This window comes from uncultured Shimia sp. (assembly GCF_947498095.1).
GTDB lineage: Bacteria > Pseudomonadota > Alphaproteobacteria > Rhodobacterales > Rhodobacteraceae > Shimia.
Window position 1 is genome coordinate 183,518 of record NZ_CANMJE010000002.1, and the last position, 26,898, is coordinate 210,415.

31 protein-coding genes are annotated in these 26,898 nt (G+C 58.0%); 22 read left to right on the top strand and 9 right to left on the bottom strand.

Annotation, left to right across the window (positions count from 1 at the left end; genetic code table 11):
- Positions 1-73 precede the first annotated feature (73 nt).
- A complete protein-coding gene (locus Q0932_RS04050) occupies positions 74-1,288 on the bottom strand; it encodes a multidrug effflux MFS transporter (RefSeq protein WP_299349917.1) in 1,215 nt (404 codons plus the stop codon).
- A gap of 185 nt (positions 1,289-1,473) precedes the next feature.
- Here Q0932_RS04050 and Q0932_RS04055 point away from each other — a divergent pair, with 185 nt between their 5' ends.
- The 8 genes from Q0932_RS04055 to Q0932_RS04090 all read left to right on the top strand — a co-directional run bounded on the left by Q0932_RS04055 (position 1,474) and on the right by Q0932_RS04090 (position 7,775).
- On the top strand, positions 1,474-3,006 hold the full coding sequence (locus Q0932_RS04055; protein ID WP_299349918.1) for an acyl-CoA carboxylase subunit beta: 1,533 nt from the start codon (positions 1,474-1,476) through the stop codon (positions 3,004-3,006).
- An 82-nt stretch (positions 3,007-3,088) separates the two neighbouring features.
- On the top strand, positions 3,089-3,490 hold the full coding sequence (locus tag Q0932_RS04060; RefSeq protein ID WP_299349919.1) for a cupin domain-containing protein: 402 nt from the start codon (positions 3,089-3,091) through the stop codon (positions 3,488-3,490).
- The gene (locus Q0932_RS04065; protein ID WP_299349920.1) at positions 3,487-3,843 is read left to right on the top strand and encodes a hypothetical protein; all 357 of its coding nucleotides are present in this window, start codon (positions 3,487-3,489) and stop codon (positions 3,841-3,843) included. Before Q0932_RS04060 ends, Q0932_RS04065 begins: the two co-directional genes overlap by 4 nt.
- Positions 3,836-4,243 carry a DUF6497 family protein gene (locus Q0932_RS04070; RefSeq protein WP_299349921.1) on the top strand — a complete coding sequence of 136 codons (408 nt, stop codon included), beginning with the start codon at positions 3,836-3,838 and terminating at the stop codon, positions 4,241-4,243. Before Q0932_RS04065 ends, Q0932_RS04070 begins: the two co-directional genes overlap by 8 nt.
- A gap of 214 nt (positions 4,244-4,457) precedes the next feature.
- Complete coding sequence (locus Q0932_RS04075) at positions 4,458-4,604, top strand: hypothetical protein (RefSeq protein WP_299349922.1); 147 nt, start codon at positions 4,458-4,460, stop codon at positions 4,602-4,604.
- A gap of 78 nt (positions 4,605-4,682) precedes the next feature.
- Complete coding sequence (locus Q0932_RS04080; protein WP_299349924.1) at positions 4,683-5,039, top strand: hypothetical protein; 357 nt, start codon at positions 4,683-4,685, stop codon at positions 5,037-5,039.
- Positions 5,040-5,382: 343 nt separating this feature from the next.
- On the top strand, positions 5,383-5,592 hold the full coding sequence (locus Q0932_RS04085; protein WP_299349925.1) for a hypothetical protein: 210 nt from the start codon (positions 5,383-5,385) through the stop codon (positions 5,590-5,592).
- Positions 5,593-5,726: 134 nt separating this feature from the next.
- A complete protein-coding gene (locus Q0932_RS04090) occupies positions 5,727-7,775 on the top strand; it encodes an acetyl/propionyl/methylcrotonyl-CoA carboxylase subunit alpha (protein ID WP_299349927.1) in 2,049 nt (682 codons plus the stop codon).
- Between the two features lie 72 nt (positions 7,776-7,847).
- Here Q0932_RS04090 and Q0932_RS04095 read toward each other — a convergent pair whose 3' ends face one another.
- The gene (locus Q0932_RS04095; RefSeq protein WP_299349929.1) at positions 7,848-8,297 is read right to left on the bottom strand and encodes a DUF4174 domain-containing protein; all 450 of its coding nucleotides are present in this window, start codon (positions 8,295-8,297) and stop codon (positions 7,848-7,850) included.
- Positions 8,298-8,400: 103 nt separating this feature from the next.
- Between Q0932_RS04095 and scpA the strand changes: the two genes are divergently transcribed.
- On the top strand, positions 8,401-10,527 hold the full coding sequence (scpA, locus tag Q0932_RS04100; protein ID WP_299349931.1) for a methylmalonyl-CoA mutase: 2,127 nt from the start codon (positions 8,401-8,403) through the stop codon (positions 10,525-10,527).
- Between the two features lie 37 nt (positions 10,528-10,564).
- Here scpA and Q0932_RS04105 read toward each other — a convergent pair whose 3' ends face one another.
- Both Q0932_RS04105 and Q0932_RS04110 read right to left on the bottom strand, forming a co-directional pair.
- Complete coding sequence (locus Q0932_RS04105; RefSeq protein WP_299349933.1) at positions 10,565-11,137, bottom strand: tail fiber protein; 573 nt, start codon at positions 11,135-11,137, stop codon at positions 10,565-10,567.
- A 68-nt stretch (positions 11,138-11,205) separates the two neighbouring features.
- Entirely contained in the window at positions 11,206-12,180 is a 975-nt protein-coding gene (locus Q0932_RS04110) for a GlxA family transcriptional regulator (RefSeq protein ID WP_299349935.1), read from the bottom strand.
- Between the two features lie 77 nt (positions 12,181-12,257).
- Here Q0932_RS04110 and Q0932_RS04115 point away from each other — a divergent pair, with 77 nt between their 5' ends.
- Positions 12,258-13,169 carry a 3-keto-5-aminohexanoate cleavage protein gene (locus Q0932_RS04115; RefSeq protein ID WP_299349936.1) on the top strand — a complete coding sequence of 304 codons (912 nt, stop codon included), beginning with the start codon at positions 12,258-12,260 and terminating at the stop codon, positions 13,167-13,169.
- 116 nt (positions 13,170-13,285) lie between these two features.
- Here the strand turns inward: Q0932_RS04115 and Q0932_RS04120 are convergent, their stop codons facing one another.
- Positions 13,286-13,756: a DUF1203 domain-containing protein gene (locus Q0932_RS04120; RefSeq protein ID WP_299349938.1), complete on the bottom strand. Its 471-nt coding sequence runs from the start codon at positions 13,754-13,756 to the stop codon at positions 13,286-13,288.
- 83 nt (positions 13,757-13,839) lie between these two features.
- Between Q0932_RS04120 and Q0932_RS04125 the strand changes: the two genes are divergently transcribed.
- Together Q0932_RS04125 and Q0932_RS04130 are read left to right on the top strand one after the other, a co-directional pair.
- Positions 13,840-15,312, top strand: a complete 1,473-nt coding sequence (locus Q0932_RS04125; protein ID WP_299349940.1) for a carnitine 3-dehydrogenase — start codon at positions 13,840-13,842, stop codon at positions 15,310-15,312.
- A complete protein-coding gene (locus Q0932_RS04130; RefSeq protein ID WP_299349942.1) occupies positions 15,309-16,070 on the top strand; it encodes an SDR family oxidoreductase in 762 nt (253 codons plus the stop codon). Before Q0932_RS04125 ends, Q0932_RS04130 begins: the two co-directional genes overlap by 4 nt.
- A gap of 15 nt (positions 16,071-16,085) precedes the next feature.
- On the opposite strand, the gene Q0932_RS04135 is transcribed toward Q0932_RS04130, so the two are convergent.
- Positions 16,086-16,943, bottom strand: a complete 858-nt coding sequence (locus Q0932_RS04135; protein ID WP_299349944.1) for a helix-turn-helix transcriptional regulator — start codon at positions 16,941-16,943, stop codon at positions 16,086-16,088.
- 106 nt (positions 16,944-17,049) lie between these two features.
- Between Q0932_RS04135 and Q0932_RS04140 the strand changes: the two genes are divergently transcribed.
- Genes Q0932_RS04140 through Q0932_RS04150 form a run of 3 tightly spaced genes read left to right on the top strand, consistent with a single transcriptional unit; the run spans position 17,050 to position 19,074 of the window.
- Entirely contained in the window at positions 17,050-17,253 is a 204-nt protein-coding gene (locus Q0932_RS04140) for a DUF2061 domain-containing protein (RefSeq protein ID WP_299349946.1), read from the top strand.
- Complete coding sequence (locus Q0932_RS04145) at positions 17,246-18,154, top strand: fatty acid desaturase (RefSeq protein ID WP_299349948.1); 909 nt, start codon at positions 17,246-17,248, stop codon at positions 18,152-18,154. Before Q0932_RS04140 ends, Q0932_RS04145 begins: the two co-directional genes overlap by 8 nt.
- A 20-nt stretch (positions 18,155-18,174) precedes the next feature.
- On the top strand, positions 18,175-19,074 hold the full coding sequence (locus Q0932_RS04150; protein ID WP_299349949.1) for a DMT family transporter: 900 nt from the start codon (positions 18,175-18,177) through the stop codon (positions 19,072-19,074).
- Positions 19,075-19,109: 35 nt separating this feature from the next.
- On the opposite strand, the gene Q0932_RS04155 is transcribed toward Q0932_RS04150, so the two are convergent.
- Together Q0932_RS04155 and Q0932_RS04160 are read right to left on the bottom strand one after the other, a co-directional pair.
- Positions 19,110-19,814: an NUDIX hydrolase gene (locus Q0932_RS04155; protein WP_299349951.1), complete on the bottom strand. Its 705-nt coding sequence runs from the start codon at positions 19,812-19,814 to the stop codon at positions 19,110-19,112.
- 23 nt (positions 19,815-19,837) lie between these two features.
- On the bottom strand, positions 19,838-20,230 hold the full coding sequence (locus Q0932_RS04160) for a DUF983 domain-containing protein (RefSeq protein WP_299349952.1): 393 nt from the start codon (positions 20,228-20,230) through the stop codon (positions 19,838-19,840).
- A gap of 217 nt (positions 20,231-20,447) precedes the next feature.
- Between Q0932_RS04160 and Q0932_RS04165 the strand changes: the two genes are divergently transcribed.
- The 4 genes from Q0932_RS04165 (at position 20,448) to Q0932_RS04180 (ending at position 22,510) form a co-directional block, all read left to right on the top strand.
- Complete coding sequence (locus tag Q0932_RS04165; protein WP_299349953.1) at positions 20,448-20,954, top strand: EF-hand domain-containing protein; 507 nt, start codon at positions 20,448-20,450, stop codon at positions 20,952-20,954.
- A gap of 92 nt (positions 20,955-21,046) precedes the next feature.
- On the top strand, positions 21,047-21,631 hold the full coding sequence (locus tag Q0932_RS04170) for an RNA polymerase sigma factor (protein WP_299349954.1): 585 nt from the start codon (positions 21,047-21,049) through the stop codon (positions 21,629-21,631).
- The gene (locus Q0932_RS04175; protein WP_299349955.1) at positions 21,624-21,998 is read left to right on the top strand and encodes a hypothetical protein; all 375 of its coding nucleotides are present in this window, start codon (positions 21,624-21,626) and stop codon (positions 21,996-21,998) included. Before Q0932_RS04170 ends, Q0932_RS04175 begins: the two co-directional genes overlap by 8 nt.
- A gap of 2 nt (positions 21,999-22,000) precedes the next feature.
- Positions 22,001-22,510: a periplasmic heavy metal sensor gene (locus Q0932_RS04180; RefSeq protein ID WP_299349957.1), complete on the top strand. Its 510-nt coding sequence runs from the start codon at positions 22,001-22,003 to the stop codon at positions 22,508-22,510.
- Here the strand turns inward: Q0932_RS04180 and Q0932_RS04185 are convergent.
- Positions 22,507-23,931: a diguanylate cyclase gene (locus Q0932_RS04185; RefSeq protein WP_299349959.1), complete on the bottom strand. Its 1,425-nt coding sequence runs from the start codon at positions 23,929-23,931 to the stop codon at positions 22,507-22,509. The two genes, Q0932_RS04180 and Q0932_RS04185, sit on opposite strands and share 4 nt — an antisense overlap.
- Positions 23,932-24,010: 79 nt before the next feature.
- Between Q0932_RS04185 and Q0932_RS04190 the strand changes: the two genes are divergently transcribed.
- The 3 genes from Q0932_RS04190 (at position 24,011) to Q0932_RS04200 (ending at position 26,832) form a co-directional block, all read left to right on the top strand.
- On the top strand, positions 24,011-24,295 hold the full coding sequence (locus Q0932_RS04190; protein ID WP_299349961.1) for a DUF3572 domain-containing protein: 285 nt from the start codon (positions 24,011-24,013) through the stop codon (positions 24,293-24,295).
- Positions 24,296-24,373: 78 nt separating this feature from the next.
- On the top strand, positions 24,374-25,063 hold the full coding sequence (locus tag Q0932_RS04195; protein WP_299349963.1) for an HAD family hydrolase: 690 nt from the start codon (positions 24,374-24,376) through the stop codon (positions 25,061-25,063).
- 206 nt (positions 25,064-25,269) lie between these two features.
- Positions 25,270-26,832: a trimethylamine methyltransferase family protein gene (locus tag Q0932_RS04200; protein WP_299349965.1), complete on the top strand. Its 1,563-nt coding sequence runs from the start codon at positions 25,270-25,272 to the stop codon at positions 26,830-26,832.
- Positions 26,833-26,898 lie beyond the last annotated feature (66 nt).

Consider the following 26,898-nt stretch of genomic DNA (forward strand, 5'->3'; position numbering starts at 1 on the left):
GTTCAATGTGGTCGTGTTTGCACCTGCAAATGTAGCTTTGCAAAGCCGCGACGTCACCCGGTTTTTCGAGGCTTTAGCCTGCCAGTCCCTTTTCCCGCCAGATGACAAGACGAATGGTCGCAACCCCAAGCACCCCGGTTATCAGCATGATCCACAGCAACGGCATTGCCCCGCTTTCACGGGTCAAAACCGCCCCTGCCAGCATCGACAACCCGGCTCCGCCCCCAATCATGATCGCACCCGAAAGGCCCGAAGCGGTGCCCGCCAGATGTGGGCGCACCGACAGCGCACCAGCCGTGGCATTGGGAATGGTCATGCCATTGCCAAGACCAACAAAGGTCATGAAGCCGAAAAACACCTCGGCACTGCCGTATCCAGCGACAAACAGCAGCATCGACGTACCGACGCCTGCCACATTGATCAGGCAGCCCCATTCCACCATCCGGTTGACCCCGATCCGTGCGGACAGCAGGCCCGAGAGGAAGTTGCCAAGGAAATAGCCGACCGCCGGTGCCCCAAAATAGAGACCCAGCATGGCGGGGTTCAGACCATAAAGCACGGTACCGACAAAGGGCGCCCCACCGAGATAGGCAAAGAAAGCCCCAGAACTCAGAGCTGACGCCATAGAATAACCCCAGAACCGCGGGCTGCGAATGAGCTCTGGGTATTCGCGGAACTGTTGTCCAAGGCTGAGCCCTGATGCCCTCCGGGTCTCGCCGAGATCCGCCCAGCATAGGGCAAGGATCGCAAGGCCCAAGGCAAACAGCATCCAGAAGTTTGCGTGCCAGCCAAATTGCGCCTCGAGGACTCCGCCAAGGACCGGACCCAGCATCGGCACCACGGTCATCCCCATGGTGACATAGCCGATCATTGAGGCCGCCTGATCCGTAGGGACGACATCGCGCACGATGGCGCGGCTGAGCACCATGGCGGTTACAATGGCCGCTTGCGACATGCGAAAAATCAAAAATACCGTGGCATTGTGGGCAAACAGGCATCCCAAAGTCGCCAAGAGGAACAGGATCAGCCCCCAGATCACGACAGGTCGTCGCCCCACCTTGTCCGAGATCGGTCCGATCAGGATCTGCAAAACCGCATTGACCCCAAGGTAGACGCCGACCGAGAGCTGCAGAATGCGATAGTCTGTCTGGAAATACGTCGCCATACCCGGCAGGCTGGGCAGAAAGATGTTCATGCTCAGCGCCGACAGACCCGCGAGCAGGATCAGAGTCGAGATATGGGGTGGTGTGCTACGATCAAGAAACCGCGCGTTATAATTCTGCGCCATTCCCTAGTGCTAGGCCTCGGCGTCGGAAATGTCCATCGGCGCAGAACACGACGTCGCGACAGAGATAGTTTTCAAGTTTGCAATTAGCATAGCAATGATTTTCCAAACTTTGCAAATTTGCGGGATTCTGCTTTGCAGCACGCGCCTGAGCGCATAGTGTCACGGCAAATTTGAGAGGACCTACCATGAAAGATATCCTTCAGGAACTGGAAGAGCGTCGCGCCACAGCCCGACTGGGTGGCGGACAGCGCCGTATCGACAGCCAACATGGCCGCGGCAAGCTGACGGCGCGTGAACGTATTGAACTGCTGCTGGACGAGGACTCGTTTGAAGAGTTTGACATGTTCAAATCCCACCGCTGCACTGATTTTGGCATGGAAAAGGACAAGCCCGCAGGTGATGGCGTCATCACAGGCTGGGGTACGATCAACGGTCGTATGGTCTATGTCTTCAGTCAGGATTTCACCGTGTTTGGCGGATCGCTGTCAGAGACCCACGCGGAAAAAATCTGCAAGATTCAGGATATGGCCGTTCAAAACGGTGCGCCGATCATTGGCCTGAACGATTCGGGCGGCGCCCGTATCCAAGAGGGCGTTGCCTCGCTTGCGGGATACGCAGAAGTTTTCCAACGCAACATCATGGCGTCGGGCGTCGTGCCGCAAATCTCGGTCATCATGGGGCCGTGTGCGGGGGGTGCTGTCTATTCGCCTGCCATGACCGACTTTATCTTCATGGTCAAAGACACTTCGTACATGTTCGTGACCGGCCCGGATGTGGTGAAGACCGTCACCAACGAAGTTGTCACCGCTGAAGAGCTGGGTGGGGCCTCAACGCACACCAAGAAGTCCTCGGTTGCGGATGGTGCGTTTGAAAACGATGTCGAAGCGCTGGCCGAAGTGCGCCGCCTTGTCGACTTCCTGCCGCTCAACAACCGTGAAAAGCCGCCCGTGCGTCCATTCTTTGACGAGCCGGGCCGCCTTGAGGCGTCGCTTGATACGTTGATCCCTGAAAACCCCAACACGCCTTACGATATGAAGGAACTGATCACCAAGATCGGGGACGAGGGCGATTTCTACGAAATTCAGGAAGACTATGCCAAGAACATCATCACCGGGTTCATGCGCCTTGAGGGCCAGACCGTGGGTGTTGTTGCCAATCAGCCGATGGTGCTGGCCGGCTGTTTGGACATTGACTCGTCGCGCAAAGCCGCACGGTTTGTGCGCTTTTGTGACTGCTTCGAGATCCCGATCCTGACGCTGGTCGATGTGCCGGGCTTCCTGCCGGGTACCAGCCAAGAGTATGGCGGCGTCATCAAGCACGGCGCAAAGCTGCTGTTTGCCTATGGCGAAGCCACCGTGCCAAAAGTGACCGTCATCACCCGCAAAGCTTACGGCGGTGCCTATGACGTGATGGCCTCCAAACACCTGCGCGGCGACTTTAACTATGCTTGGCCGACCGCCGAGATCGCTGTGATGGGCGCCAAAGGGGCGACCGAGATCATCCACCGTGCGGATCTGGGAGACGCCGAAAAGATCGCGGCGCACACCGCGGACTATGAAGACCGTTTCGCCAACCCCTTTGTGGCGGCAGAGCGTGGCTTTATCGATGAGGTGATCCAGCCACGCGGCACACGGAAACGCGTGGCTCGGGCCTTTGCGTCGCTTCGCAACAAAAAGCTCGAGAACCCCTGGAAGAAACACGACAACATTCCGCTCTAGGCGGTCCGTTCGTGGAAAAGCGTCAGGGGGGTAGCCCACCTGACCGCCACGGTGCTCTTGTAACCCGTCCTGCGGAGGAACCATGACCCAACTCTGGAAAAATCAGGCCTTCTCCATCGCCCATGCCGATGATGGCAAGTTCGAGGGCGAGGGGCTGCGGGCGGTTTTTGAGTACCGGCAACTCGGGATTAAAGAGGCAACGCAGGGCAAGTTTGGCGCGCATGTGATCCGCGCGGTTCCGGGTATGGAAAGTCCCGGTGCGTGGCATAGCCACGAACTTGATTTCCAGATGGTCTATGTCAACAAGGGCTGGGTGGTGTTCGAATACGAAGGCCAGGGCGAGCAAATGCTGCGGAGCGGGTCTTGTGTCTTACAGCCACCGGGCATCAAGCATCGTGAGGTCCGTCACTCCGATGATATGGAGCTGATCGAGATCATCTCGCCAGCAGAGTTCCCGACAAATGATGAGGACGCCCCGGTTTGACCCGCAACCATTGGCATATCCTGCGTGAGGGCAACATCCTCACCATGACACGGGCCCTGCCGGTGCGCTTTGACGTGCGTGCCGAGACCACCATGCCCGATGGCAGTCGTTTGCGGCTGGCACAGCAGGTGCGTCAGGACCTGTGGCGGCGGTTGCAGACCCTGCGGGGGTTTGCGCCGGCTGTTCAGGTTACGCGGGTTAATGGAGCTTGCAGGATTGTGGCCGGGGGCCGGGTGGACGCTGTGCATAACAAGCGCCGCCTAGAAGACAGTATCGCCGAGATGCTGGCTGATCCCGCCCTGCGCCACCGCTGGAGCAGCTATGCGGCGCACCGAGAGGTGGTCAATGTTTAAGCGTCTGACGATATTTGCCGCGTTAGGAGGGGCCCTTTGTGGCGCGGCCATGGCAGGGGACTTGGAGGAGGTCCCTGCCGTGCCCTCCGGCTTTGAGTTGAGCCTGCAAGAGGTTGTCTATGAGACCCGGCAGGACAACAGCAACGTGGCGCGGTTCCGGTACATCATGCCGATCATCGGACAAGAGGGGATCACCTTTGACGATGTTGAGCCGGATTTCCTGTTTCTATGCGAGGTTCACGCCCGCAGATCGCTGGAAAACAGCGGCAAAACTGTGGATCAAATCATCATTTCCCTGGCCGATCGAGAAACCGAATTTGGGTCTGTGAGCCATGTTGCAACCCAGTTTTTTGAAGCTTACAGCGTCGAAAATGGCGCCTGCATCTGGGAGGGTTTTTGATGTCACCACAATATCTTGCGCCTCGACCCCCAATGCATGTGGAAATTGCGGCTTTGCGGTCACATGACATGAGCTTGGGCCGCTATCTATATATTTTTACGCCTGAATTCAGTATTCTCCCGCTCGGTTACACCCAAGTAACCGCTTGTAAAAAAGTGAGGCAGGCAGGGTCAAAAGACCTTGTTGCAAGAGTAAAAAAGAACTGGAGAAAGACATGTCGAACAGTATCAAAGCACTGCTGGCCGTCGGCTTGGTTGCACTGGTTGCAGCCTGTGCAGACACAGCACCGGTTGAAGAGTATGTCGTGGTTGATCCCGAGCCCATCTCGGAAGAGCCCGTCTACACCGGCAAATACAAGTAATTTCGCCCTAACGGGCTGGCGGGCCGCGATGTGGCCCGCCGACACCAACCGCAACCTTTCACCACGGGAGGGCGCGGCATGCTAAAGCACCGTGGTTTTCCCGGACGCCTGTCCGGAACTGATTTCCAATTTGTCATTCGCCGACCGAACCCCAAAGGGGTGACGCCTATTATCAAGCGTGAGCGGTTCCGTGACCGTCGCCCGGCAGACCGGCGCGCGGATGCGGGCTTTATGCAGGCTCTGTGGGAGCAGTTTGGCGATCAACCTTTTGAGCGCGGAAACTTGGATGCAGGCCGACTGAGCTGGCTGTTTGGTCGCGAAGTGATCCCTGCCGAGGACCCGTTTGATCCGGCCAGCTATGACGCTTTGCTGATGATTGACGTGGATGTCGCCCGAATTTCCTTTCCGGACGCCTTTGAGGAGGATTGGGCATGAATTTGCCGACCCCCTCACAAAATGCGCGGGAAGCGGCCCATTTGACAGGGTGTGAACGCATCCCAGTTGCGCGCTGCGTGACGTCTGAGAATACTGATCTCACCGTTCGCGGAAACACCAGGGTCCGCACCCGTATTAGTATTTTCCGTTACCCTTCCCCTTACGGGTGTTCCGATTGTGTCCCTCTCGGAACACCCGCTTTTTCCGTTCGATCCCCCTATTTTAAAGCAGATCGGCGAGGTGCCGCCCAAATCAGGCGCGCGGGCCAAATCCGCTTTTCCCCGGACCAAAAACCGGCATTCTGCGCACCAGAGGCAGAAAAGAACAGGAAAGGCATTTCAACATGCACAAGCTCTCAATCGCGGGTCTTTGCACGGCGGGGCTCATCGCCCTGGGCGCCTGTGGCGAGACCACCCCAGAACAAGCTCTCATTGGCGCGGGCGCAGGCGTGGCCACGGCCGCAGTTCTCAATGGCAGCTTGCTTGCGGGCGCCGTCGTCGGTGGCGCCGGTAACGTGGTTTACTGCAAAGAAAACCCCGGCAAGTGTAACTGATCCAATTCTCCGGGGCGCCTTTGCGCGCCTCAACCGACTTCACAAGACCATCGTCTCCGTCATGGGAGTCGGTGGTCTTTTTGTATCCAAGTGTCTGCAGGTAACTGCGGGCCAAGAACCAGAAGGGACATGAAATGTTCGACAAGATCCTGATCGCCAACCGTGGCGAGATCGCCTGCCGTGTCATCAAGACCGCGCGCAAGATGGGCATTAAGACCGTGGCGATCTATTCCGATGCCGACAAGCAGGCGCTGCACGTTCAGATGGCGGATGAGGCTGTGCACATCGGTCCTCCCCCAGCGAACCAGTCGTATATCGTGATCGACAAAGTCATGGACGCAATCCGTCAAACAGGCGCCCAGGCTGTGCATCCGGGCTATGGTTTCTTGTCGGAAAACTCAAAGTTTGCTGAAGCACTGGCCGCCGAAGGCGTCGCCTTTGTCGGGCCGCCCGTTGGTGCGATTGAAAAGATGGGCGACAAGATCACCTCGAAAAAGATCGCTCAGGACGCCGAAGTTTCGACGGTCCCCGGTTACATGGGCCTGATCGAAGATGCCGATGAGGCGGTGAAAATCTCAAACGAGATTGGCTATCCGGTGATGATCAAGGCCTCTGCTGGCGGCGGCGGTAAGGGCATGCGGATTGCCTGGAACGATCAGGAAGCGCGCGAAGGGTTCCAGTCCTCCAAAAATGAGGCGGCCAACAGCTTTGGTGACGACCGGATTTTCATTGAAAAGTTCGTGACCCAACCGCGCCACATCGAAATTCAGGTTCTGTGCGACGCACATGGCAACGGCATCTACCTGAACGAGCGTGAATGCTCGATCCAGCGGCGTAACCAGAAGGTTGTCGAAGAGGCCCCGAGCCCGTTCCTCGACGAAGCCACCCGCAAGGCAATGGGCGAACAGTCGGTCGCGCTGGCCAAAGCCGTAGGCTATACCAGCGCCGGCACCGTGGAGTTCATCGTCGATGGCGACAAGAACTTCTACTTCCTTGAGATGAACACCCGTCTGCAGGTGGAACACCCTGTGACCGAGCTGATCACCGGCGTCGATCTGGTGGAACAGATGATCCGCGTCGCCAATGGTGAACCGCTGAGAATCACGCAGGACGATGTGGGCATCAACGGCTGGGCGATTGAAAACCGCGTTTATGCAGAAGATCCTTATCGTGGCTTCCTGCCATCAATTGGTCGTCTGACCCGCTATCGTCCGCCAGCTGAGATCTCTGCCGGTCCGATGCAGGACAATGACAAATGGGCTGACGTTGCCATTGAAGGCAAAGAGTATGCCGTGCGCAATGATACCGGCGTCTATGAGGGCGGCGAAATCAGCATGTACTATGACCCGATGATCGCCAAGCTGTGTACCTGGGCGCCGACCCGTGACGAGGCCATCGAGGCGATGCGCAATGCGCTCGACGGGTTCGAGGTGGAAGGCATCGGCCACAACCTGCCGTTTGTGAGCGCGGTGATGGATCACCCGATCTTCATGTCAGGCGAAATGACCACGGCCTTTATCGAAGAGCAGTATCCAGATGGGTTCGAAGGCGTGACGCTGCCCAAGGACACTCTGCGCAGGATTGCAGCGGCGACAGCGGCGATGCACCGGGTTGCGGAAATCCGTCGGACCCGCGTATCGGGCCGCATGGACAACCACGAACGCCGCGTTGGCAAAAAGTGGGTCGTTACCCTGCAAGACGAAGAGTTCGCTGTAAAGATCAAGGCGGACAAGAAGGGCTCGACAGTCAAGTTCGCCGATGGTGACAAGCTGCGCGTAACCAGTGACTGGACACCAGGCGATCAGCTGGCAACGCTGAAAGTTGGTGGCGAGAAGCTGGTGCTGAAGGTTGGCAAAATCTCGGGCGGGTTCCGCATCCGCAGCCGTGGTGCTGATCTCAAGGTGCACGTCCGTACACACCGTCAGGCAGAATTGGCCAAGCTGATGCCCGGAAAGGTCGCGCCAGATACGTCGAAAATGCTGCTGTGCCCAATGCCGGGCCTGATTGTCAAAGTAGATGTCGAAGTTGGCGACGAAGTTCAGGAAGGGCAGGCGCTTTGTACCGTGGAAGCGATGAAGATGGAAAACATCCTACGCGCCGAAAAGACCACCGTGGTGACCAAGGTCAACGCCGCAGCAGGCGACAGCCTTGCCGTGGATGACGTCATCATGGAGTTCGAATAAGCCGATGAGTAAGGCGCGCGCAAATAACTGGACAGGGCAGAGCATGAATCTGTCCGTTCAGGATTGCGCGCCTTACCGGATCGGGTCGGCGCGACGGTCGCGTTCTTCCTGTTGGCGCAATGGCAGCTTGTCGATCGAGCGTGTCACTTCGCGCACGTTCCAAGGCTGCGGCTTGCGTAGGTATACGACGCCGTCTTTGCCAATCAGCACCATCATGAACCCACGTGGACGCAATTGTTCGCGCAGCGCGCTGTCGGCGGCTGGGTCCGTGTCGGTCAGAACAATAACATCGCGGGTTTCCAAAGAAGCAGTATCGGCTTCAAGCAATTCGATCTGTTGGCGAAAACGTGGATCGTTGGGGCTGTCGGCAAACACCACGATCGGGCGTTTGAGCCACTGGAACTCTTCCAGTGTCAGTTCAATGCCATCACGAAACAATGGGTCTTCGTCCGTCGTCGCCCCATCGGCGGCCAGAACGCTGGTTCCCAGAAACGTAATCAAAACAAATGCCAAGCGGCGCATGGGCGGGATCTCCTGTCGTTCTCAATATATGCCGCTTGCACGAAATTCAAAGAGTGAATGGGCATGATCCCTTGGGATCGTCCCCACAGATGAGGAAAAGGACATGACCAAGAAAGAAGACTGGTCGAAGCTCGCAGAAAAAGAACTGCGTGGCCGCCCGTTGGAAGATCTGACATGGAACACGCTTGAGGGCATTCCGGTCAAACCGATTTATACCGCGGAAGACACGGCTGATCTTGACCATATGGACACATTGCCCGGCTTTGGTCCGTTCACCCGTGGTGTCAAGGCAACGATGTATGCGGGCCGTCCTTGGACGATCCGCCAATATGCCGGTTTCTCAACAGCCGAAGAATCCAACGCGTTCTATCGCCGGAACCTGGCTGCGGGTCAGCAAGGCGTGTCGGTGGCTTTCGATTTGGCCACACACCGGGGTTATGACAGCGATCACCCACGTGTGGTTGGTGATGTCGGCAAAGCGGGCGTGGCGATCGACTCGATCGAAGACATGAAGATCCTGTTTGACGGCATCCCGTTGGACAAAGTGTCGGTGTCGATGACCATGAATGGCGCGGTGGTTCCGATCCTAGCGAGCTTCATTGTGGCTGGCGAAGAGCAGGGACACGACAAATCGGTCCTCGCCGGCACTATTCAGAACGACATTCTGAAAGAGTTCATGGTGCGTAACACCTATATCTATCCACCCGAGCCATCGATGCGGATCATTTCGGATATCATCGAATACACCTCGAACGAGATGCCCAAATTCAACTCGATTTCGATCTCGGGCTACCACATGCAAGAGGCGGGCGCGAACCTTGTGCAAGAGTTGGCCTATACGTTGGCAGACGGGCGCGAGTACGTGCGTGCAGCCATGAACGCGGGCATGGATGTGGACAAATTCGCAGGTCGCCTGTCGTTCTTCTTTGCCATCGGCATGAACTTTTTCATGGAGGCCGCCAAACTGCGCGCGGCCCGGACGCTCTGGCATCGTGTGATGACCGAGTTTGGCGCCAAGAACGAACGCTCCAAGATGCTGCGCACCCATTGCCAGACCTCCGGTGTGAGCTTGCAGGAGCAGGACCCCTATAACAACGTGATCCGCACCGCTTACGAGGCGATGTCGGCGGTTCTGGGTGGCACGCAGTCCCTGCACACCAACGCGCTGGACGAAGCAATTGCCCTGCCGACCGATTTCTCGGCTCGCATCGCGCGCAACACTCAGCTGGTGCTGCAGGAAGAAACCGGCGTGACCAACGTCGTCGACCCTCTTGCAGGCTCTTACTATGTCGAAAGCCTGACCGATGATCTGATCCAGAAGGCATGGGCGCTGATGGAAGAGGTCGAGGAAATGGGCGGCATGACCAAGGCTGTGGCCAGCGGCATGCCGAAACTGCGCATCGAAGAAAGCGCGGCGACCCGACAGGCAATGATCGACAAAGGCGACGAAGTGATCGTTGGCGTCAACAAGTACCGCAAAGAGAAAGAAGATGTGATCGACATTCTCGATGTGGACAACGTCGCCGTACGCGAAAGCCAGATCGCGCGGCTTGAAAAAATTCGCGCCGAACGCGACAGCGCCGCCTGTGAGGCCGCACTGGCCGAACTAACCCGCACTGCCAAAGAAGGCGGCAACTTGCTTGCCGCTGCTGTCGAAGCCGCCCGCGCACGGGCCTCGGTTGGAGAGATTAGCATGGCTATGGAAGAAGAGTTTGGGCGCCACCGCGCCGAGGTCAAAACGCTGGCCGGCGTCTATGGCGCCGCCTACGAAGGCGACGAAGGCTTTGCCGCGATCCAAAAGTCCATCGAGGATTTTGCCGAAGAAGAAGGCCGCCGCCCGCGTCTTTTGGTGGTCAAGATGGGTCAAGACGGCCATGACCGGGGCGCCAAGGTCATCGCCACAGCCTTTGCCGACATTGGATTTGACGTTGATGTGGGGCCGTTGTTCCAGACCCCGGACGAGGCTGCTCAGGATGCTGTCGACAACGACGTGCATGTGGTGGGTATCTCGTCACAGGCCGCAGGTCACAAGACCCTTGCCCCGCAACTGATCGAAGCGCTGAAAGACAAGGACGCCGAAGATATCATCGTGATCTGTGGCGGCGTGATCCCGCAGCAGGACTATGAGTTCCTGCAAAATGCAGGCGTCAAAGCGATCTTTGGACCGGGTACCAACATTCCCGAAGCGGCGCAGGACATCCTGCGCCTGATCCGGGATGCACGGACTTAAGTCGAGACAAAAAAAGGGGCCTCGCGGCCCCTTTTTCTTAGCTGCGTGAAGGGTATATCCCTTGCAGAGCGACACAGGTGTTCATCACCAAATAGGGTGGCATGTTGTTGTGGGGCTGGTCGCCTCCGACAGAAGCAGTGCCGCCGCTGGCCATCCCTGTCTCAGAAGCCTGTTCAACCTTTAGGCCGCCATTGTCGCCTTGGTCGTTGGACTGGGTGACCAGCACATCGTGTGTGTGCGCGGGCATCTGCGATTGGGTCAGGGTTTCGCTTTCCGTTCCGCTTCGTTGGCCAATGTCATGCGGGCTGAGCCCGGGCCCCGTGCCAAGATGCATGACAAAGCGTCCGCGCAGGTCGGGTAAGGCAAAGGTGGTCCGCCCATCACCGCCGTAAATAGTGCCGAATAGCGAAAACAGGGCGGTGTTTTGGTTGATCGCCAATAACTGCCCTTCTGCCGCGGTCCAGCCGCGTGGGCAGAAATTAAAGCCAAAGGTGCGGATTTCACCAAGGAAGGGCTCAGTGGCGTGGGCCTCGGTGCCTGCTGAAAGTGTTGAAACAACAAGTGTGGCCGCAAGGGTGGCCTTGCCAATAATTTGTTTGAGATTGGGCACTGCGCGCTCCTGTGTGATCTGAAATACCCCACCAGAGTGGCGTCGCGGCTTGCCGGTTGTCAAATTTCTTATCGCTGAAGACTTGCCCTGAGGTCCCGAACCGACAATCCGTGCGCCTGTCGGAAGGCCCTCGCAAAGCTGGACTGCGAGGCAAATCCCGTTGTGGTGGCGATATCCTGAACACTGAGCGAGGTGTCGATGGCCAGTCGATGCGCCTCATTCAGGCGGAGCTGCAAATAGTATTGATGTGGGGATTGCCCCAAATGGCTGCGAAACCGAAGTTCCAGACTTCGAACGGAAACGGACAGGTGCCGAGCTATGTCCGCGATGTTCAACGGGTCGTCGATATGGCGCTCCATCAGGTCCAAAGCCCGGGCGATCTGGGGGTTGCGGCGAATGGGGCGGGGTGGGGCGCCGGGCCCCTGTTGTCCTTCGGGCACCGGGTCATAGACAAAAGCGCTGGCCACGCGCGTTGCCAATGAGGCCCCGAACCATCTTTCGATCAGGTGCAACATCATGTCGATCCCCGGCGCAGCGCCACCTGATGTGGCAAAAGGTGGATCAATAACGAACCGGTCGCGCCGGGTTTCCACGGCGGGAAACCGGGTAGCAAAATCTTCGAGGTCTTCCCAATGGGTTGTCGCGCTATGGCCGTCCAGCACGCCCGCACGCGCCAAAATCCAAGGAGCGCCATCCAAGGCGGCGATCATGGTGCCGGACGTGCAAAGCCGTCGCAAAGACGCCAACAAGCGTGGGGTCGCGTGCTCTTCAAGGTCAAAGCCTGCCACAATCACCAAGAGGTCACAGTGATCCAGGTTCGCAATGGGTTTACCAGCGATTTCTGGCCCGCTAGTCAATTGCGCCGGGGCTTCTGTTGCGGTGTAAAAGTCCCATTTGAAAAGCGTTCGCCCCGCGCGCCGATTGGCAGCGCGCATTGGGTCCACCGCGGCGGCAAAGCTCAGCGTATTGCACTGATCCAGCACCAGAACCGCCGTGTTCAGCGGAGTATTTTGTGGTCGGAACAGGTTTTCTGCGTCTTTCATCAATTATCTTACGTAAATTGCCAAATATAAAAATACAAGCCAGAGATACTGAGGCAGAGGAATTGAAAGGAATCGCCATGCCTTTGCAGATGAACAAAGAGGTCTTCATCACCTGCGCCGTCACCGGATCGGGTGGTACCCAAGATCGCAGCCCGCATGTTCCACGCTCGCCAAAGCAAATTGCCGACAGTGCAATTGCTGCCGCCAAAGCTGGGGCCGCGGTGGTGCATTGCCACGTGCGTGATCCCGAAACTGGCGCACCCAGCCGCGATCTGGGCATGTACCGCGAGGTGACAGACCGCATTCGTGACGCAGAGGTTGATGCCGTTCTGAACCTGACGGCCGGCATGGGCGGCGATATGGTGTTCGGCGGTGTGGAAAACCCGCTGCCAACCATTGCAGGCACCGACATGGTTGGTGCAACTGAACGCATGGCGCACGTTGCTGAATGCCTGCCCGAGATCTGCACGTTGGATTGCGGCACCATGAACTTTGCCGAAGCCGACTATGTCATGACCAACACCCCCGGCATGTTGACCGCGATGGGCCAGATGATGACCGATCTGGGCGTGAAACCCGAGATCGAAGCCTTTGATACAGGCCATCTTTGGTACGCCAAGCAGCTTGTGGCTGATGGCGTTCTGGAACCCGATGCGCTGGTGCAGCTTTGCATGGGCGTGCCATGGGGTGCGCCGAACGACATGAACACCTTTATGGCGATGGTGAACAATGTGCCGGACACATGGAACTGGTCCGCGTTTTCGTTAGGGCGTGATCAGATGGCCTATGTCGCGGCGGCTGTGTTGGCAGGGGGCAACGTGCGGGTTGGTCTGGAAGACAACCTGTGGCTCGAAAAAGGCGTTCTGGCCGAGAACTACCAACTTGTTGAACGCGCCGCGACCATCATCGAGAACATGGGCGCGCGCGTGATTGGCCCGGCTGAAGTGCGGGAGAAGTTGCGGCTGACCAAACGCGTGCCTAAGGGCTGACGCTCGAAATGGGGAATGCCTGTTCCACGCGCCGAATGGCAGATCAGTATCACATTGGCTATGCGTCGATATCGCGACCGTGCCGTTCTGGTCTGCGAACGGTGAGCGCCGAAACGTCAATCCGCCCGCGTGACACGGCATTGAAAACAGTTGTTGGCGGCGCTTCGCAGATCGACAAAGGCGATCTCGGGGCGGTCCAGCAATTGCGCCGCATAGGCCGCAATCAGGTTGGTTGGGGTCACTTGACCGGTGCCATAGACGATACGCTCGTCAGTGTCATAGCCGCGAACGATGTAGCTGGGCGCCTTAAGAATTGGGGGCACCCTCGGGCTGGGCGTGGCACGCCTGCAGTTTTCGGCACACAGAAAGATCGGCCCGGTTTCGGTATAGGCGTGCTGCGCTTCAAAGGGGCGATGGGCGAGGATGAGGTAGTCCTGGCCGTGCGGCGCTTCACCAAGGCAGTGGCGGCAAGGATAGGCCGAGCCTTCGGAAAGGTGACGTTCAACCGGCTGCCCGTGGGCATCAAGGCCCGAGGCGCGAATGGCTTGTACAGTATCGGTGGGCAAGGCTTGGAACAGAATGGACATAAGCGATCTCCTTTGGCTTGGGAGACGCTATTGGGCGCGTGGATTTACAGCGACCCGAATCTTGCGGGAAAGGTAGAAAGACCATGAAGACAGCAACAATCATTGGTGGTGGGGTCATTGGCGGCGGCTGGGCCGCGCGGTTCCTTTTGAACGGCTGGGATGTGCGGGTGTTTGACCCGGACCCTGAGGCTGAACGCAAGATTGGTGAGGTGCTGGACAATGCGCGCCGCTCGATGCCGGGTCTGTCTGACACGGCCCTGCCTGCTGAAGGCGCCTTGAGTTTCCATGCTGAGATGGGCGACGCCGTCAAAGGGGCTGACTGGATTCAGGAAAGCGTACCCGAGCGGTTGGAGATCAAGCACAAAGTCTATGCGGCTTTGCAAGAGCACTGCGCGGCAGATGCGATCATTGGCTCGTCGACCAGCGGGTTCAAACCGTCTGAATTGCAAGAGGGGGCCGTACGTCCGGAACAGATCCTTGTCGCGCACCCCTTCAACCCGGTCTACCTGATGCCGCTGATCGAAATTGTTCCCAGCGAACAGACCGCGCCTGAAGCTGTGGCGCGCGCCAAAGAGATCATCTCGGGTCTTGGCATGTACCCTTTGCATGTGCGCAAAGAGATCGATGCGCATATCGCCGACCGTTTCCTTGAGGCCGTCTGGCGTGAGGCCTTGTGGCTGGTCAAAGATGGCGTTGCGACCACCGAAGAAATTGACGAGTCGATCCGCATGGGGTTCGGCATCCGCTGGGCGCAGATGGGGCTGTTTGACACCTACCGCGTAGCCGGTGGCGAGGCGGGCATGAAGCACTTCATGGCGCAGTTCGGTCCGGCGTTGAAGTGGCCGTGGACCAAGCTGATGGATGTGCCCGAGTTCAATGACGAGCTGGTTGACCTGATCGCCGGGCAGTCTGACGCACAGTCTGGGCATATGGAGATCCGCGAGATGGAGCGCATTCGCGACAACAACCTTGTGGCCATGATGCGCGCGCTCAAAGGTCAGAACTGGGGCGCCGGAGCGTTGATGAACACCCATGACGTCAAGCTGGCAGCCGAGAGTGGCATGGTGCGAGGCGCAGCGGATATTGCTGACCCGTCCCAGCCAATTGTGACCGTGACGCGGGCGGTGCCCATCGACTGGCTGGACTACAACGGCCATATGACCGAGAGCCGCTATCTGCAGGCCTTTGCTGATGCCAGTGACCGGCTGATGGAGATCATCGGCTGCGATCAGGACTATATCGCCACGGGTGGAAGCTATTTCACCGCCGAAACCCATATCCGCCATATCGACGAAACCCATTTGGGGTCGCGGATCGAGGTGCGCACGCGGGTGTTGAACGCAGAAGGCAAGAAAATGCATCTCTGGCACGAGATGTATGCCGGCGACAATCTGTTGGCGACGGGCGAGCATGTGTTGATCCACGTCAGCCTTGAGACCCGCCGCCCCTCGGTGCCCTCGGATGAGATTGTCGCCAACCTTGCGCTGATTTCCAATGCGCAGGCTGCATTGCCCGCACCAGATGGTGTGGGGCGCTATGTAGGCGCTCCCCGATGACACGCCGGGTTCTGATCACGGCTGGTGCATCCGGTATCGGGCGTGCAATGGGGGAGGCTTTTGACCGGGCAGGCTATCAGGTCTGGATCAGTGACCTGAACGCACGCCTGTTGGACGAGGCGCCTGATCATTGGCGCAAGTCGCATGTGGATGTGATTGACGAGGCGCAAATGGCGGCGATGTACGATCAGTTGCGCGCCGAGTGGGGCGGGTTGGACGTGCTTTGCGCCAACGCTGGCGTGGCAGGTCCAACCGCGCAAGTGGAAGACATCCCATTAGAGGACTGGCGCTCTTGTGTTTCGGTCAATCTGGACGGGGCTTTTCTTGCCGCAAAGTATGCAGTGCCGATGATGAAAGAGGCCGGGACCGGGTCGATCATTGTGACCTCTTCGACGGCAGGTCAACACGGCTATCCCAACCGGTCCCCCTATGCGTCGGCGAAATGGGCAGTGATCGGGCTGGCCAAGACTCTCGCGATGGAGTTGGGACCGCACGGCGGGCGCTGCAACGTGATTTGTCCGGGTTCGGTCGAAGGTGAGCGCATGGAAGGTGTTTTGGCGCGCGAGGCTGCGGCTAAGGGCATGACGCGCGACGAGGTTTATGCGGGCTATGCGTCAGGCACCTCGATGGGCAGCTTTATCGAGGGGCGCGACATTGGCGAGATGGCCGTGTTTCTGGGCTCAGAGGCGGCGCGGTTTGTCTCGGGGCAGGTGATCGCCGTGGATGGGCACACCGTAAATCCTGACCCGCAGGTTTAGGGCAAAAGCAGCCTGTTACCCCTCGCGCCTAAGGCGCTCAATATGCTCGGGCAGCGCGCGGGCCGTAATCGTTGCCTGTCGCACCAGGTTGTCGAAATGCTCGGTAAAGCCCTGCACCCGTTCGGTGTCGCGAAAGGCGAGATAGTTTCGGCCCAGATAGAGCACCGCCAGCAAGGGGCCAAAAACCGTGATTGGGGCTGAAAAAAGCGCACGCGCGTCAAAAAGGTAGATCCTAAGACGCGGGTAGAGCTGTGTGGTCAGGGACATGAGGTGATCAAGCTGTGCGTGCCGAAAATCGGTAGGCAACCCTTCGTAATAGCCCACCCCCTTGGCAAAGCTCGCCAGCTCATAAAGCGGCAAGGCGATTTCGTAATCAGATTGACTGGCCCGCATCCAGTTCAGACGGTCTTCGGACGCGCCAATGGCCTGTTCCGTGGTGCGGCCCAGATGGGGGGAGTATTCCCATTCCAGAACCTCGCGTGTTTTGAGCATATCCGGCAACCCGGCAGGGACATGGCGGATCTTGTAGCCCGCCGCTTCGAGGTGCCAGTTAAAGATCTGCTCATCCACCAGCGCGCGCGGCGCAGCTGTCAGGGTGAGTGAATTGGCAAGAATGTCTGCGGCACTTTCTGGGCGGTCCGTCAGCGATAACAGCCAATCCGCTGAAACCCCCAGCGCCGAGGCACATTCGCCAACCACTTGTGCATTGGGCAGACGCGCGCCCTGATCCTTGAGAAGTTGCGAGATGGTGGACCGGTCTACGCCGATTTGGCGGGCCAGTGCGCTTTGACTGACATCCTTGTTGCGCATGGCGGTGGCCAGCCGTTGGCGAAAGCGATCCGCGCGCAAGCGTTTGTCGATGTTTGTGCTCATAAGTTTATAATTATCACCAAACGAGGACTTTGTGAATTACATTCCGAATTCCGCACCTCTTTTATTCGCAGTAACAGTTCTGTGAACACCAATAAAAGAGGTCAGAATGGAAACCCGCAAACGCTCCCTGCTTAAAGCTGTGATCTGGAATGCCATGGGGCTGGCAATGATGAGCCTTGTCGGGCTGATCGCAACCGGATCGGCCGCAGTGGGCGGGGCAATGGCCCTGATCAACACGGCCATCGGGTTTACTCTCTACATTCTCTACGAGCGTGTCTGGTCCAATATCCGCTGGGGGCGTCATGTCTGAAGCCCGCAGCAAAGCTCCGCTCATCGAATTGCCTACGCTGGGCATGCTGTTTTTGTGCTACGGCACCTTTGTCTTGGGCACCACCTGGGCTGGCGCGATGTTCTTGCCACTTGGTATTGCCTTGACCACTTTGGGCATCGCTTTGCATTCCTCGCTGACGCACGAAGTTCTTCACGGGCATCCGTTTCGAAATCAGGCCTTAAGTGACCTCACGGTTTTTCCGGCTATCGGCCTGGCGATCCCTTATCAACGGTTCCGTGACACGCATTTGGCACACCACCGCGATTCCCTACTGACTGATCCTTATGATGACCCCGAGTCCAACTATCTCGACCCTGCAGTGTGGCAGAATATGCCCCGCTGGGCGCGGGTTTTGCGGAACTTCAACAATACGTTGTTCGGGCGTTTGTTGATTGGACCCTTGTTGGGGCAGGCCTGCTTCATGCGCACGGACTGGCGACTGATCCGCGCCGGTGACGGGGCTGTTTTGCGTGGCTGGCTCTGGCATATCCCGGCGGTGGCGCTTGCGATCTGGTGGATGCTGTCCGTGTCCACATTGCCGGTCTGGGCGTATCTCTTGTCGTCTTACATGGCGCTTTCGATCCTCAAAATCCGCACCTTTCTGGAACATCAGGCGCATGAGCGCTGCCGCGGACGCACCGTGATCATCGAAGACCACGGCCCATTGGCGTGGATATTCCTCTACAACAGCCTGCATGTCGTCCACCACATGCACCCCAAGGTCGCGTGGTACACTCTGCCGAAACTGTTCCGGGAAAACCGGGAGCGTTATCTCAGTCGCAATGAGAGCTACTATTATCGGTCATACAAAGACATCTTTTTGCGCTACTTCTTCCGCGCCAAAGACCCAGTACCACATCCGCTCTGGCCGCAGGACTAACCCCGTGATCTAAAGGCGGCATGACCTTCTGGATCGCCGCCTCAATCGCAGCTGCCCTGTTTCAAACCATACGCTTTATGCTGCAAAAGCATTTGGCGCAGGCTACGCTGTCGGCTGCGGGCGCCACCTTTGCGCGATTTGTGTATTCAGCGCCGCTGGCTGTTATGGCTTTGGTGCTCTGGTTTGCGCTGGGCGCGTCGGTCCCCATGCCGGGCGCATCCTTTTGGGCCTTTGGTGCGATAGGTGGGGCGGCGCAAATCACGGCCACGGTTTGCACTGTCATGCTGTTCGGGCGGCGCAACTTTGCCGTGGGGATCACCTTCATCAAAGTTGAGGTGCTGCTGACAGCGCTGATCGGCCTTGTGGTTCTTGGAGATACGCTGAGTTCCCAAGGGGTGATCGCCATTGTCATTGGCGTTTTTGGCGTTCTGATCCTCTCTGGCCCGTTGGAACGGACCGGCCCGATCTGGCGCCGTTTGCTCAGCCCATCTGCGGCCCTTGGATTGCTGGCCGGTGCCCTGTTTGGGGTTTCGGCGGTGTCTTACCGCGGTGCTTCGCTTGAGGTGGCGGCAACGGACCCATTGTTAAGGGCGCTGGTTACCCTGGCGGCGGTAACCACGATGCAGACGGTCGCCATGGCGCTCTGGCTCAAAGTGCGAGACCCGCAGGAAATCCCCAAGGTGCTTGCGGCGTGGAAAACGGCGTTGTGGATCGGGCTGACCAGCCTTGGTGGATCGTTTTGCTGGTTCACGGCCTTCACGCTACAAAACGCGGCTTACGTCAAAGCCGTGGGTCAGATTGAATTGATCTTTGCCATCATCGGATCAGTGTTGTTCTTCCGCGAGAAGATCACTGGCCGAGAGGCATTGGGCATGGCGTTGCTGTCAGGATCGATCCTGGCACTGGTGCTTTGGATTTGACGTGTTTTGCCGCCGCTTTTAAGGGCTGAAAAATCCTATTCGTCCCGCCAATCGGGCATGCGCCCTTTAAGCTGCATGAACAACGCTTCTTCGTCGGTGTTGCGAAAGAATGGCACGATGTCGGGCGGGGTCGGATCTGTCACTCGGGCTTCGACCTCGGCCAGGACAACTTCGGTGATAAAGGGCAGATCAAACTCGCGGGCCTTCTTCAACGGGATCCACTGCAGATGAGATAGCTCATCACAGGCTTGCCCGAAATCATCAGGGTCACTCGACAGCTCTGCCGCATCCAACAGGAAGAAACGTGCATCAAAGCGCCGTGGACGACCCGGAGGCGTGATGGCGCGAAATACGAATTGCAGCGCATGGGCGGTCGGGACATGGCCGGTTGCGGCATAGGTAACCCAGTCTTCGGGCGGATCAATCTTCCAATCGCCCTTTTGACCCAATATCTGCCCGGTTTCTTCCCATAACTCGCGTACGGCAGCGACAGCGAGTGGATGGCTCAGGCCCGGCTCAGATTGTTCCAGCAAGCGGTCCTGACAGACGCCGGGTACGGGGGCGGCCAGTGGGATGTCGGCATCTGCCTTGTCCACGGCACCACCAGGAAAGACAAATTTGTTGGGCATAAAGGCTGCTTTGGCGCCGCGTTGACCCATCAGGATATGCGGATCCTCTGCGCGATCCCGCAGCACGATCACCGTTGCCGCATTACGCACCGCTGTCTTATCTTCGCTCATTATGCCCCCGGTCTGTGCCGGGATCACGGGGCCTTTGCGCCGAACCCATGCATACGACGAGCCCATTGAAAGGCCACCACGACCCCCTTGAATCTTGGCAGAAGGTAGAGGGAAAGCGCCACGCATCCAACCGCAAAAATCGTGAACATGATGAGGGGCTCAGGGCGCCATGTCACGAATACGATATGCAATAGGGGGGCCATCAGGTGTCCGACAATCAGAATGGTCAGATAGGCTGGCCCGTCGTCCGCTCGTTGCGGCGTGAAATCCTCACGGCACACAGAGCACGTGTCGCGCACTTTTAGGTACCCTTTGAGAAGGGGGCCATTGCCGCAGTTCGGGCATTTGCGTCGCCAACCCTTAAACAGGGCCGGTCGGAGCTCGCGCTCAACGACGTCGGCAGTGATGTCAGTCATGATGTCCTCGCGTGTTCAGGCCAAGAACATGAGTTCGAAACCCCATCAATGAAAGGGGACAAAATCGCCTTGCGTCCCGATGTCGCAAAGATTTGACCATTTAGCCTCGTTTTCCAAGGCCCAAATATTTTCCGACGGAAAGCGAGGAGCGCTGCGTATTACCTTTCGAAAACCAGCTGATGAGGCGGTTTTAACGAGTGAAACAAGGAGTAAACTCATGAAACGTGCATTGATTATCTCAGGTGTGGTTGCAGCAGCGATTGGTGTGACAGCGGTCGCGGTTCAAGCCAAAAGTTTCGGCAAAGGTTTTGGTCCGCGTGGCCCCATGCCGATGGAGTTCTCGCAGCTTGACATCAACGGTGATGGCCAGATGACCAAGGAAGAAATGCAAGCCTTTGGCGAGCAGCGCTTCGCGGAAGCAGACACGGATGGAGATGGCTTCCTGTCCATGGAAGAAATGAAAGCGCATATGGTGAAAGAGATCGAGGCGCGCTTTGACAAACACGGCGACAAGATGTTGGAACGCAAGGATGCCAACGGCGACGGCAAACTTAGCCTCGAAGAGATGCGGCCCAACGAAAAGCGTCAGGACAAGATGTTCGCGCGCATGGACGCCGACAGCGACGGTGTCATTACCCAGGAAGAGTTCGACGCAGCACGCAGCAAGATGGCCGAGCGTCGGCAAGGCAAAAAAGATAAGTCGAAGGCTCCAGTCGAGAACTAAGTCTGAGACCGTCCGGGCACCAGCGTCCCCTCGTGCCCGGACATTCTTTGAGATTTGCCAACGTGCCGGTAAGAGGCTAGGCCATCGGAACCATGCAGATGCCATTTGATGCTCAGGACGATATCTCTGACGACGCGTTGTTGGTGCTTTATGCCAACGGTGACGCGGCCGCGGCGCGGGTGTTGACCCTTCGGTTGACGCCGCGGGTGTTTGGCCATGCCAATCGTCTGTTGGGGGATCGTGCCGAGGCAGAGGATGTGGCACAGGAAGCCATGCTGCGACTTTGGAAAATCGCCCCTGAGTGGCGTCAGGGTGAAGCAAAGGTGACCACGTGGCTTTATCGGGTGGTCGCCAATCTTTGCACTGACCGATTGCGCAAAAAGCGCGGAGTGGCGCTGGATGCAGTGCCTGAGCCCGAGGATGATACGGCGTCGGTTGTGGACAAGATGCAAGATCGCGCACGTGTTGATGCGCTTCAGGCAGCACTTGCACAGTTGCCAGAGCGTCAACGACAGGCGGTTGTGCTAAGACATATCGACGGGCTCGCAAACCCTGAGATTGCCGAGGTTATGGAGATTAGCGTCGAGGCAGTTGAAAGCCTAACGGCGCGAGGAAAAAGAACGCTTGCAGCGGCTTTGGCCGGGCGGCGAGAGGAACTGGGGTATCACGATGACTGAGAATGAACGTGAAAATGCAATGCTTGACGACCTGTTTGGTGCGGCACAACAAGATCCGCGCCAAGAGGTGCCTTCGGATCTGATCGCACGGGTTCTGGCAGATGCTGAGGCCAACCAGCCGACCGTCGATGAACCAGTGCGCCGTGCTCACAAGTTCGGGCATCGCTGGAAGCAATTCGTTGCGGTGATCGGAGGCTGGCCATCGGTGACGGGACTGGCGGCCGCGACCGTTGCGGGCGTTTGGATTGGCTTCAACGCCTCGGAAACCATGTTGCCCTATGGGCTAAGCGGTCTGATGACCGAGAACGTCGAAGGCTATCTGATAGACCTTGCTGCTGACGACTACTTCGACTTTGAGGATCTGTGACGATGCGTGAAGATACCAAAACCAAACCGGGCATGAAACGTTGGCTGCGCGTCGTGTTTACCCTGTCGCTGGCGTTGAATCTTGTCATTGTCGGCCTTATCGGTGGCGCCGCGCTAAAGTTTGGCCGATCCGGTCCGCCGCCGCATGTCATGGACCGCATGTCCATGCCAATTCTGGGGGCGCTTGAGCATCAGGACCGGCGCGAGATTGGCCGCAACATCCGCAAAGCCTATCGAAACGATGGCAAATCCGCAAAACCTGAGACCGCGTCATATGAGACTCTGATTGCTGTGCTCGAGGCTGAACCACTTGATGTTGAGGCGTTGCGAGTCGCCAATCAGGGGCTGACTGACCGTGTGTCCCAGCGTATGCGCATCGCGCAAGAGGCTTGGCTGGACTATGTGCAGACGATGACGCCAGAGGCTCGCGTAGCTTATGCCGCACGGATGCGTGAGATGGTCAAGGATCCCAAGAGTTGGCGCAAACACAAGCGCCCTTCAAAACAGCCCTAAGACTGCATCGCCGCGCCAGAAGCGTTTGGCGCGCTTTGCGACGTAAAAAAAACCTGATTGCGCCCTGTAGACTTTGCGCGGTAGAGCGCGCGGTCAGCCTCGTCCAAGAGGTCGGCGCCACTGTAGAGTGCTCCGCGGGCGTTATCCTGCGCGAGTGCGACGCCAATGCTGATTGTCGCAGGAACCTGCAGGTCTTTCTTTTTTAGATGCACAGGATCTTCGCCAATCCGGGCGCAGAGCTGGGTCGCTGTAAATCTGGCGGTTTCCAGAGTGGTAGCGGGAAGCACAATCAGAAACTCTTCGCCACCAATTCGTGCCAAGAGGTCAATCGGGCGTAGAGCTTCGCGCAGACGTTCTGCCACGGCGACCAAAACCGCATCTCCGGTTGTATGGCCATAGCGGTCATTGATGGCTTTGAAATGATCCAGATCGGCGACCATAACCGCGAAGTTGTGATGCCCACGGCGACTAAACTCGGCGACGCGGTCCAGATGGGGCAGGGCAAAGCGACGGTTGTGCAGCCCGGTAAGCGGGTCTGTCACGGCTGCCTCCAGGCCCTCGCGGACGTTGCGGCGCAGCGTGTCGCGCAGGCGCTTGCGCTTGATGATGGCAGCAAGGCGCAGTGACATCTCTTCCGGATCGAACCCTTCGGTCATCACATCGCTGGCCCCAAGATCCAGTGCATCCGTTTGAGCGCTGTCACACCCTAAAGGCACAACCACAAGCACGCCGCAGTTACGAGTTGCGGCGCGGGCGCGTATCTCGGCCAAAAGCCGCAGCCCGTCCTCTGGCGTGGCTTCGTCAAGGGCGATCACGAAACTGTCTGGAGCTGACAGACGCTGGAGACCCTGAAGCGCTTCCGCAACGGGTTTGTGGCTAAGTGCATAAGGCACAATCGGTTTCAATCGAGTGCACCATGACAGACCAAGGCGCGCCTCGGACGTGGCAAACAATACTTGTGCACACGTTTCAAAGGCAGGCGGCGACGCTTCGGCAAACCCCAGCGATTGTGCGACACGCGCACGCGGCGACAGGTCTTCATTCGCCTCTCTCAATCGCAGCAGCGCGCGAATGCGCGCCAACAAGGCAGACTCATCCACAGGTTTCTCAAAAATGTGATCTGCTCCGGCCTTGAGCGCCTTTACGCGCAGATCGCGCGACACATGTTCTGCAATCATCAGGATGGGAATTTGCATGCTCTCTGCCGTTTGGCGCAAAACGCGGACATCTTCCAGCCTCTCACGCGTGCCGCTTGCGACATTGCCAATCAGGATAAGATCTGGAGCTCCGCGCCGGACCAACATCTGTACTTCTTTGAGTGTTCCAGCTTGCACAACCTGATAGAAGGCAGCCGAAAGCTTGACCTTGAGCACGATCCGATTGGTCGGCACTGAATCAAAGATCAATATCTTGCCTGGCATGGGGCGACCTGTTGCTTGCATTTGGGTTTATTCAGTTTGTATTCGGATTGGTTAAGAAAAGATTGCGAAAGTGATGAAAATGGCAATGAACCAAGAGGCAGCGCAGGTTTTGGCGCTTCAGGCATTGGCTTGGCTAGTCGGCAACGATGATTTGGTCGGTGTGTTTCTGGGAACAACCGGAGCCTCAGCAGATGATCTCAAGGCACAAGCTGGAGATCCGAGCTTTCAGGTGTCGGTTCTTGAGTTTTTGACGATGGACGACGCCTGGGTGGTCGCGTTTTGCGATGAGGCGGGCCACGCCTACGAAACCCCTTTGATGGCGCGGCATGTTTTGGCAGGCGAGGCAGGTCGTCACTGGACCTGATACCGGGCTGTATTTGCCCTCTTGTCACGGGCTCAGACCACGGGCAGGGTGGCGCAAACCAACCCATGAGGCGTCACGATGCGTGTAGATGGACTGTTGTTCGACAAAGATGGCACCCTGTTTGACTTCGGGTTGACCTGGAACAGTTTTGCCAAGGGAATGATCGCCAAGTTTGCCGAGGGCGATGCGCATTTGGCGTCGCGGATTGCCGGGGAACTGGATTTTGACCTCGCCACCGGCAGCTTCTTGCCGCAAAGCGCGATCATTGCTGGCACAAACCGAGACGCGGCGGAAGCTGTTGGACGCGCCTTGCCCGATCGCGACATCGCGGAACTGGAGAACACCTTGATGTATGCCGCGTCAGAAGCGCCGTTGAGCGAGGCGGTTCCATTGGCGGGTTTTCTGGATGATCTGTCTGGTCGCGGATTGCGTTTGGGTGTCATGACCAACGACACGGAGTATGCCGCGCGCGCGCATCTCAAAAGTGTTGGTGTCGAAGAGCGGTTTGATCTGATCCTGGGCTTTGACAGCGGGTTTGGAGCGAAACCCGATCCCGGCCCCCTTTTGGCATTTTCCGAGCGGTTTACGCTCTCTCCCGACCGGGTGGCGATGGTTGGTGACAGTACACATGACCTGATTGCAGGCCAACGGGCGGGCATGCAGACCATCGCGGTTTTGACCGGCATGGCAACTGAGGCCGAGCTGGCGCCTTATGCCGATGTGGTGTTCCCCAACATTGGACATATTCCGGGCTGGCTGGCGGCCTGAAACAACAGAGACACTGTGACCTGATCCAGGTTGGGGCGCTGCCCCCGCCGTACAAAAGCGATGGCTTTTGCACGGCTCCCCCGGAGTAATTTTGGCAAAATGAAGTTAGGGGGCTCGCTGAAAACGACAGCTTCTGTCGCAAAGCTGCATTTTGCGACTGTGCTTCTCGTGTTTCCTGAGGAAAGTCTAAGGTCAAGGAGTGAGTCATGGCGGATTCAGAGGGGCGCAGGCGGCGCGGCGGCGGTCGTGCGGGAAATGCAGCGCGACGCGGCAGTGCCGGTGTAATTGAGCAGATGCCTTGGCAACAGCCTGTCAACCTGGACCGCCCGACCGAGCCGTTAAGCCCGGAAGGCGTTGAGGCCGTCCACGACGGCGCGATGCGCATTCTGGAAGAGATCGGGATTGAGTTTTACAATGACGAAGCGCGCGGAATCCTGAAAGAAGCCGGGTGCACGGTTGATGGGGACAATGTCCGCATGGGCCGCGACTTTGTCATGGAGATGTTGTCCAAAGCGCCGGAAACCTGGACGCTGACGCCGCGCAATCCGGATCGCGCCATCACCATGGGTGGCAAACACATGGCGTTTGGCAATGTGTCGTCGCCGCCCAATTACTGGGACATGACTCTGGGGCGCAAAGTGCCAGGGACACGCGAGATGTGTGCCAACCTGTTCAAGCTCAGCCAGTATTTCAACTGTATCCACTTTGTTGGTGGCTACCCTGTCGAGCCTCAGGACATTCACGCCAGCATTCGCCATCTTGATGTGATGTATGACAAGCTGACACTGACCGACAAAGTGGCGCACACCTACTCGTTGGGTCAGGAACGTGTTGAAGACGCGATGGAGATGGTGCGGATCTCGGGCGGTTGGAGTGATGAAGAGTTCGAAGCCGGCCCCAAGATGTATACCAATATCAACTCGACCTCGCCGTTGAAGCATGACGAGCCGATGATGGATGGCTGGATGCGTATGGCCCGGCGCAATCAGGGTCTTGTGGTCACCCCCTTTACGTTGGCCGGTGCGATGGCGCCTGTGACCATGTCGGGGGCTGTTGCGCAATCTCTGGCCGAAGGGCTTTGCGCTGTAGCACTGGCGCAGTACATCCGCCCAGGCGCGGCCTGCGCGATAGGCACCTTTACGTCAAATGTGGATATGAAATCCGGCGCGCCTGCCTTTGGGACGCCAGAATACATGCGTGCGACACAGATGACTGGCCAGATGGCGCGGTTTTACAAACTGCCGATGCGGGCCAGCGGGGTTTGCGCAGCCAACGTGCCAGACGGACAGGCGATGTGGGAAACCTCAAACTCGCTCTGGTCGGCAGTCCAGTCCGGGGCCAATATGGTCTATCATGCTGCGGGTTGGCTTGAGGGCGGGCTGATCGCCTCACCGGAAAAATTCATCATGGACTGCGAAGTGTTGCAGATGATCCAGCGTTACATGGAACCCGAAGTCACGGCCACTGGCCCAGATGAAATCGCGCTGGACGCGATCCGATCGGTTGGAAATGCGGGCCATTTCTTTGGTATTCAGCACACGCAAGACCGCTATACAACGGCCTTTTATCAGCCTTTCGTGTCCGACTGGCGAAACTTTGAGGCGTGGGAAGCGGCTGGTAGCGTTTGGACGCCCGAACGCGCTCACAATATCTATCAGCAGATCCTCGATACCTTTGAGGCGCCTGCAATAGACGCCGCGATCCGAGAAGAGCTGGCGGCCTTTGTCGCGAAACGCAAAGAAGAGGGTGGCGCACCGACTGATTTCTGATGTCCGGACTGCCTCGTCTCGATGCCCGGTACATGAGGTGCGCGCGTCGTCGCAGGACGTAACGTG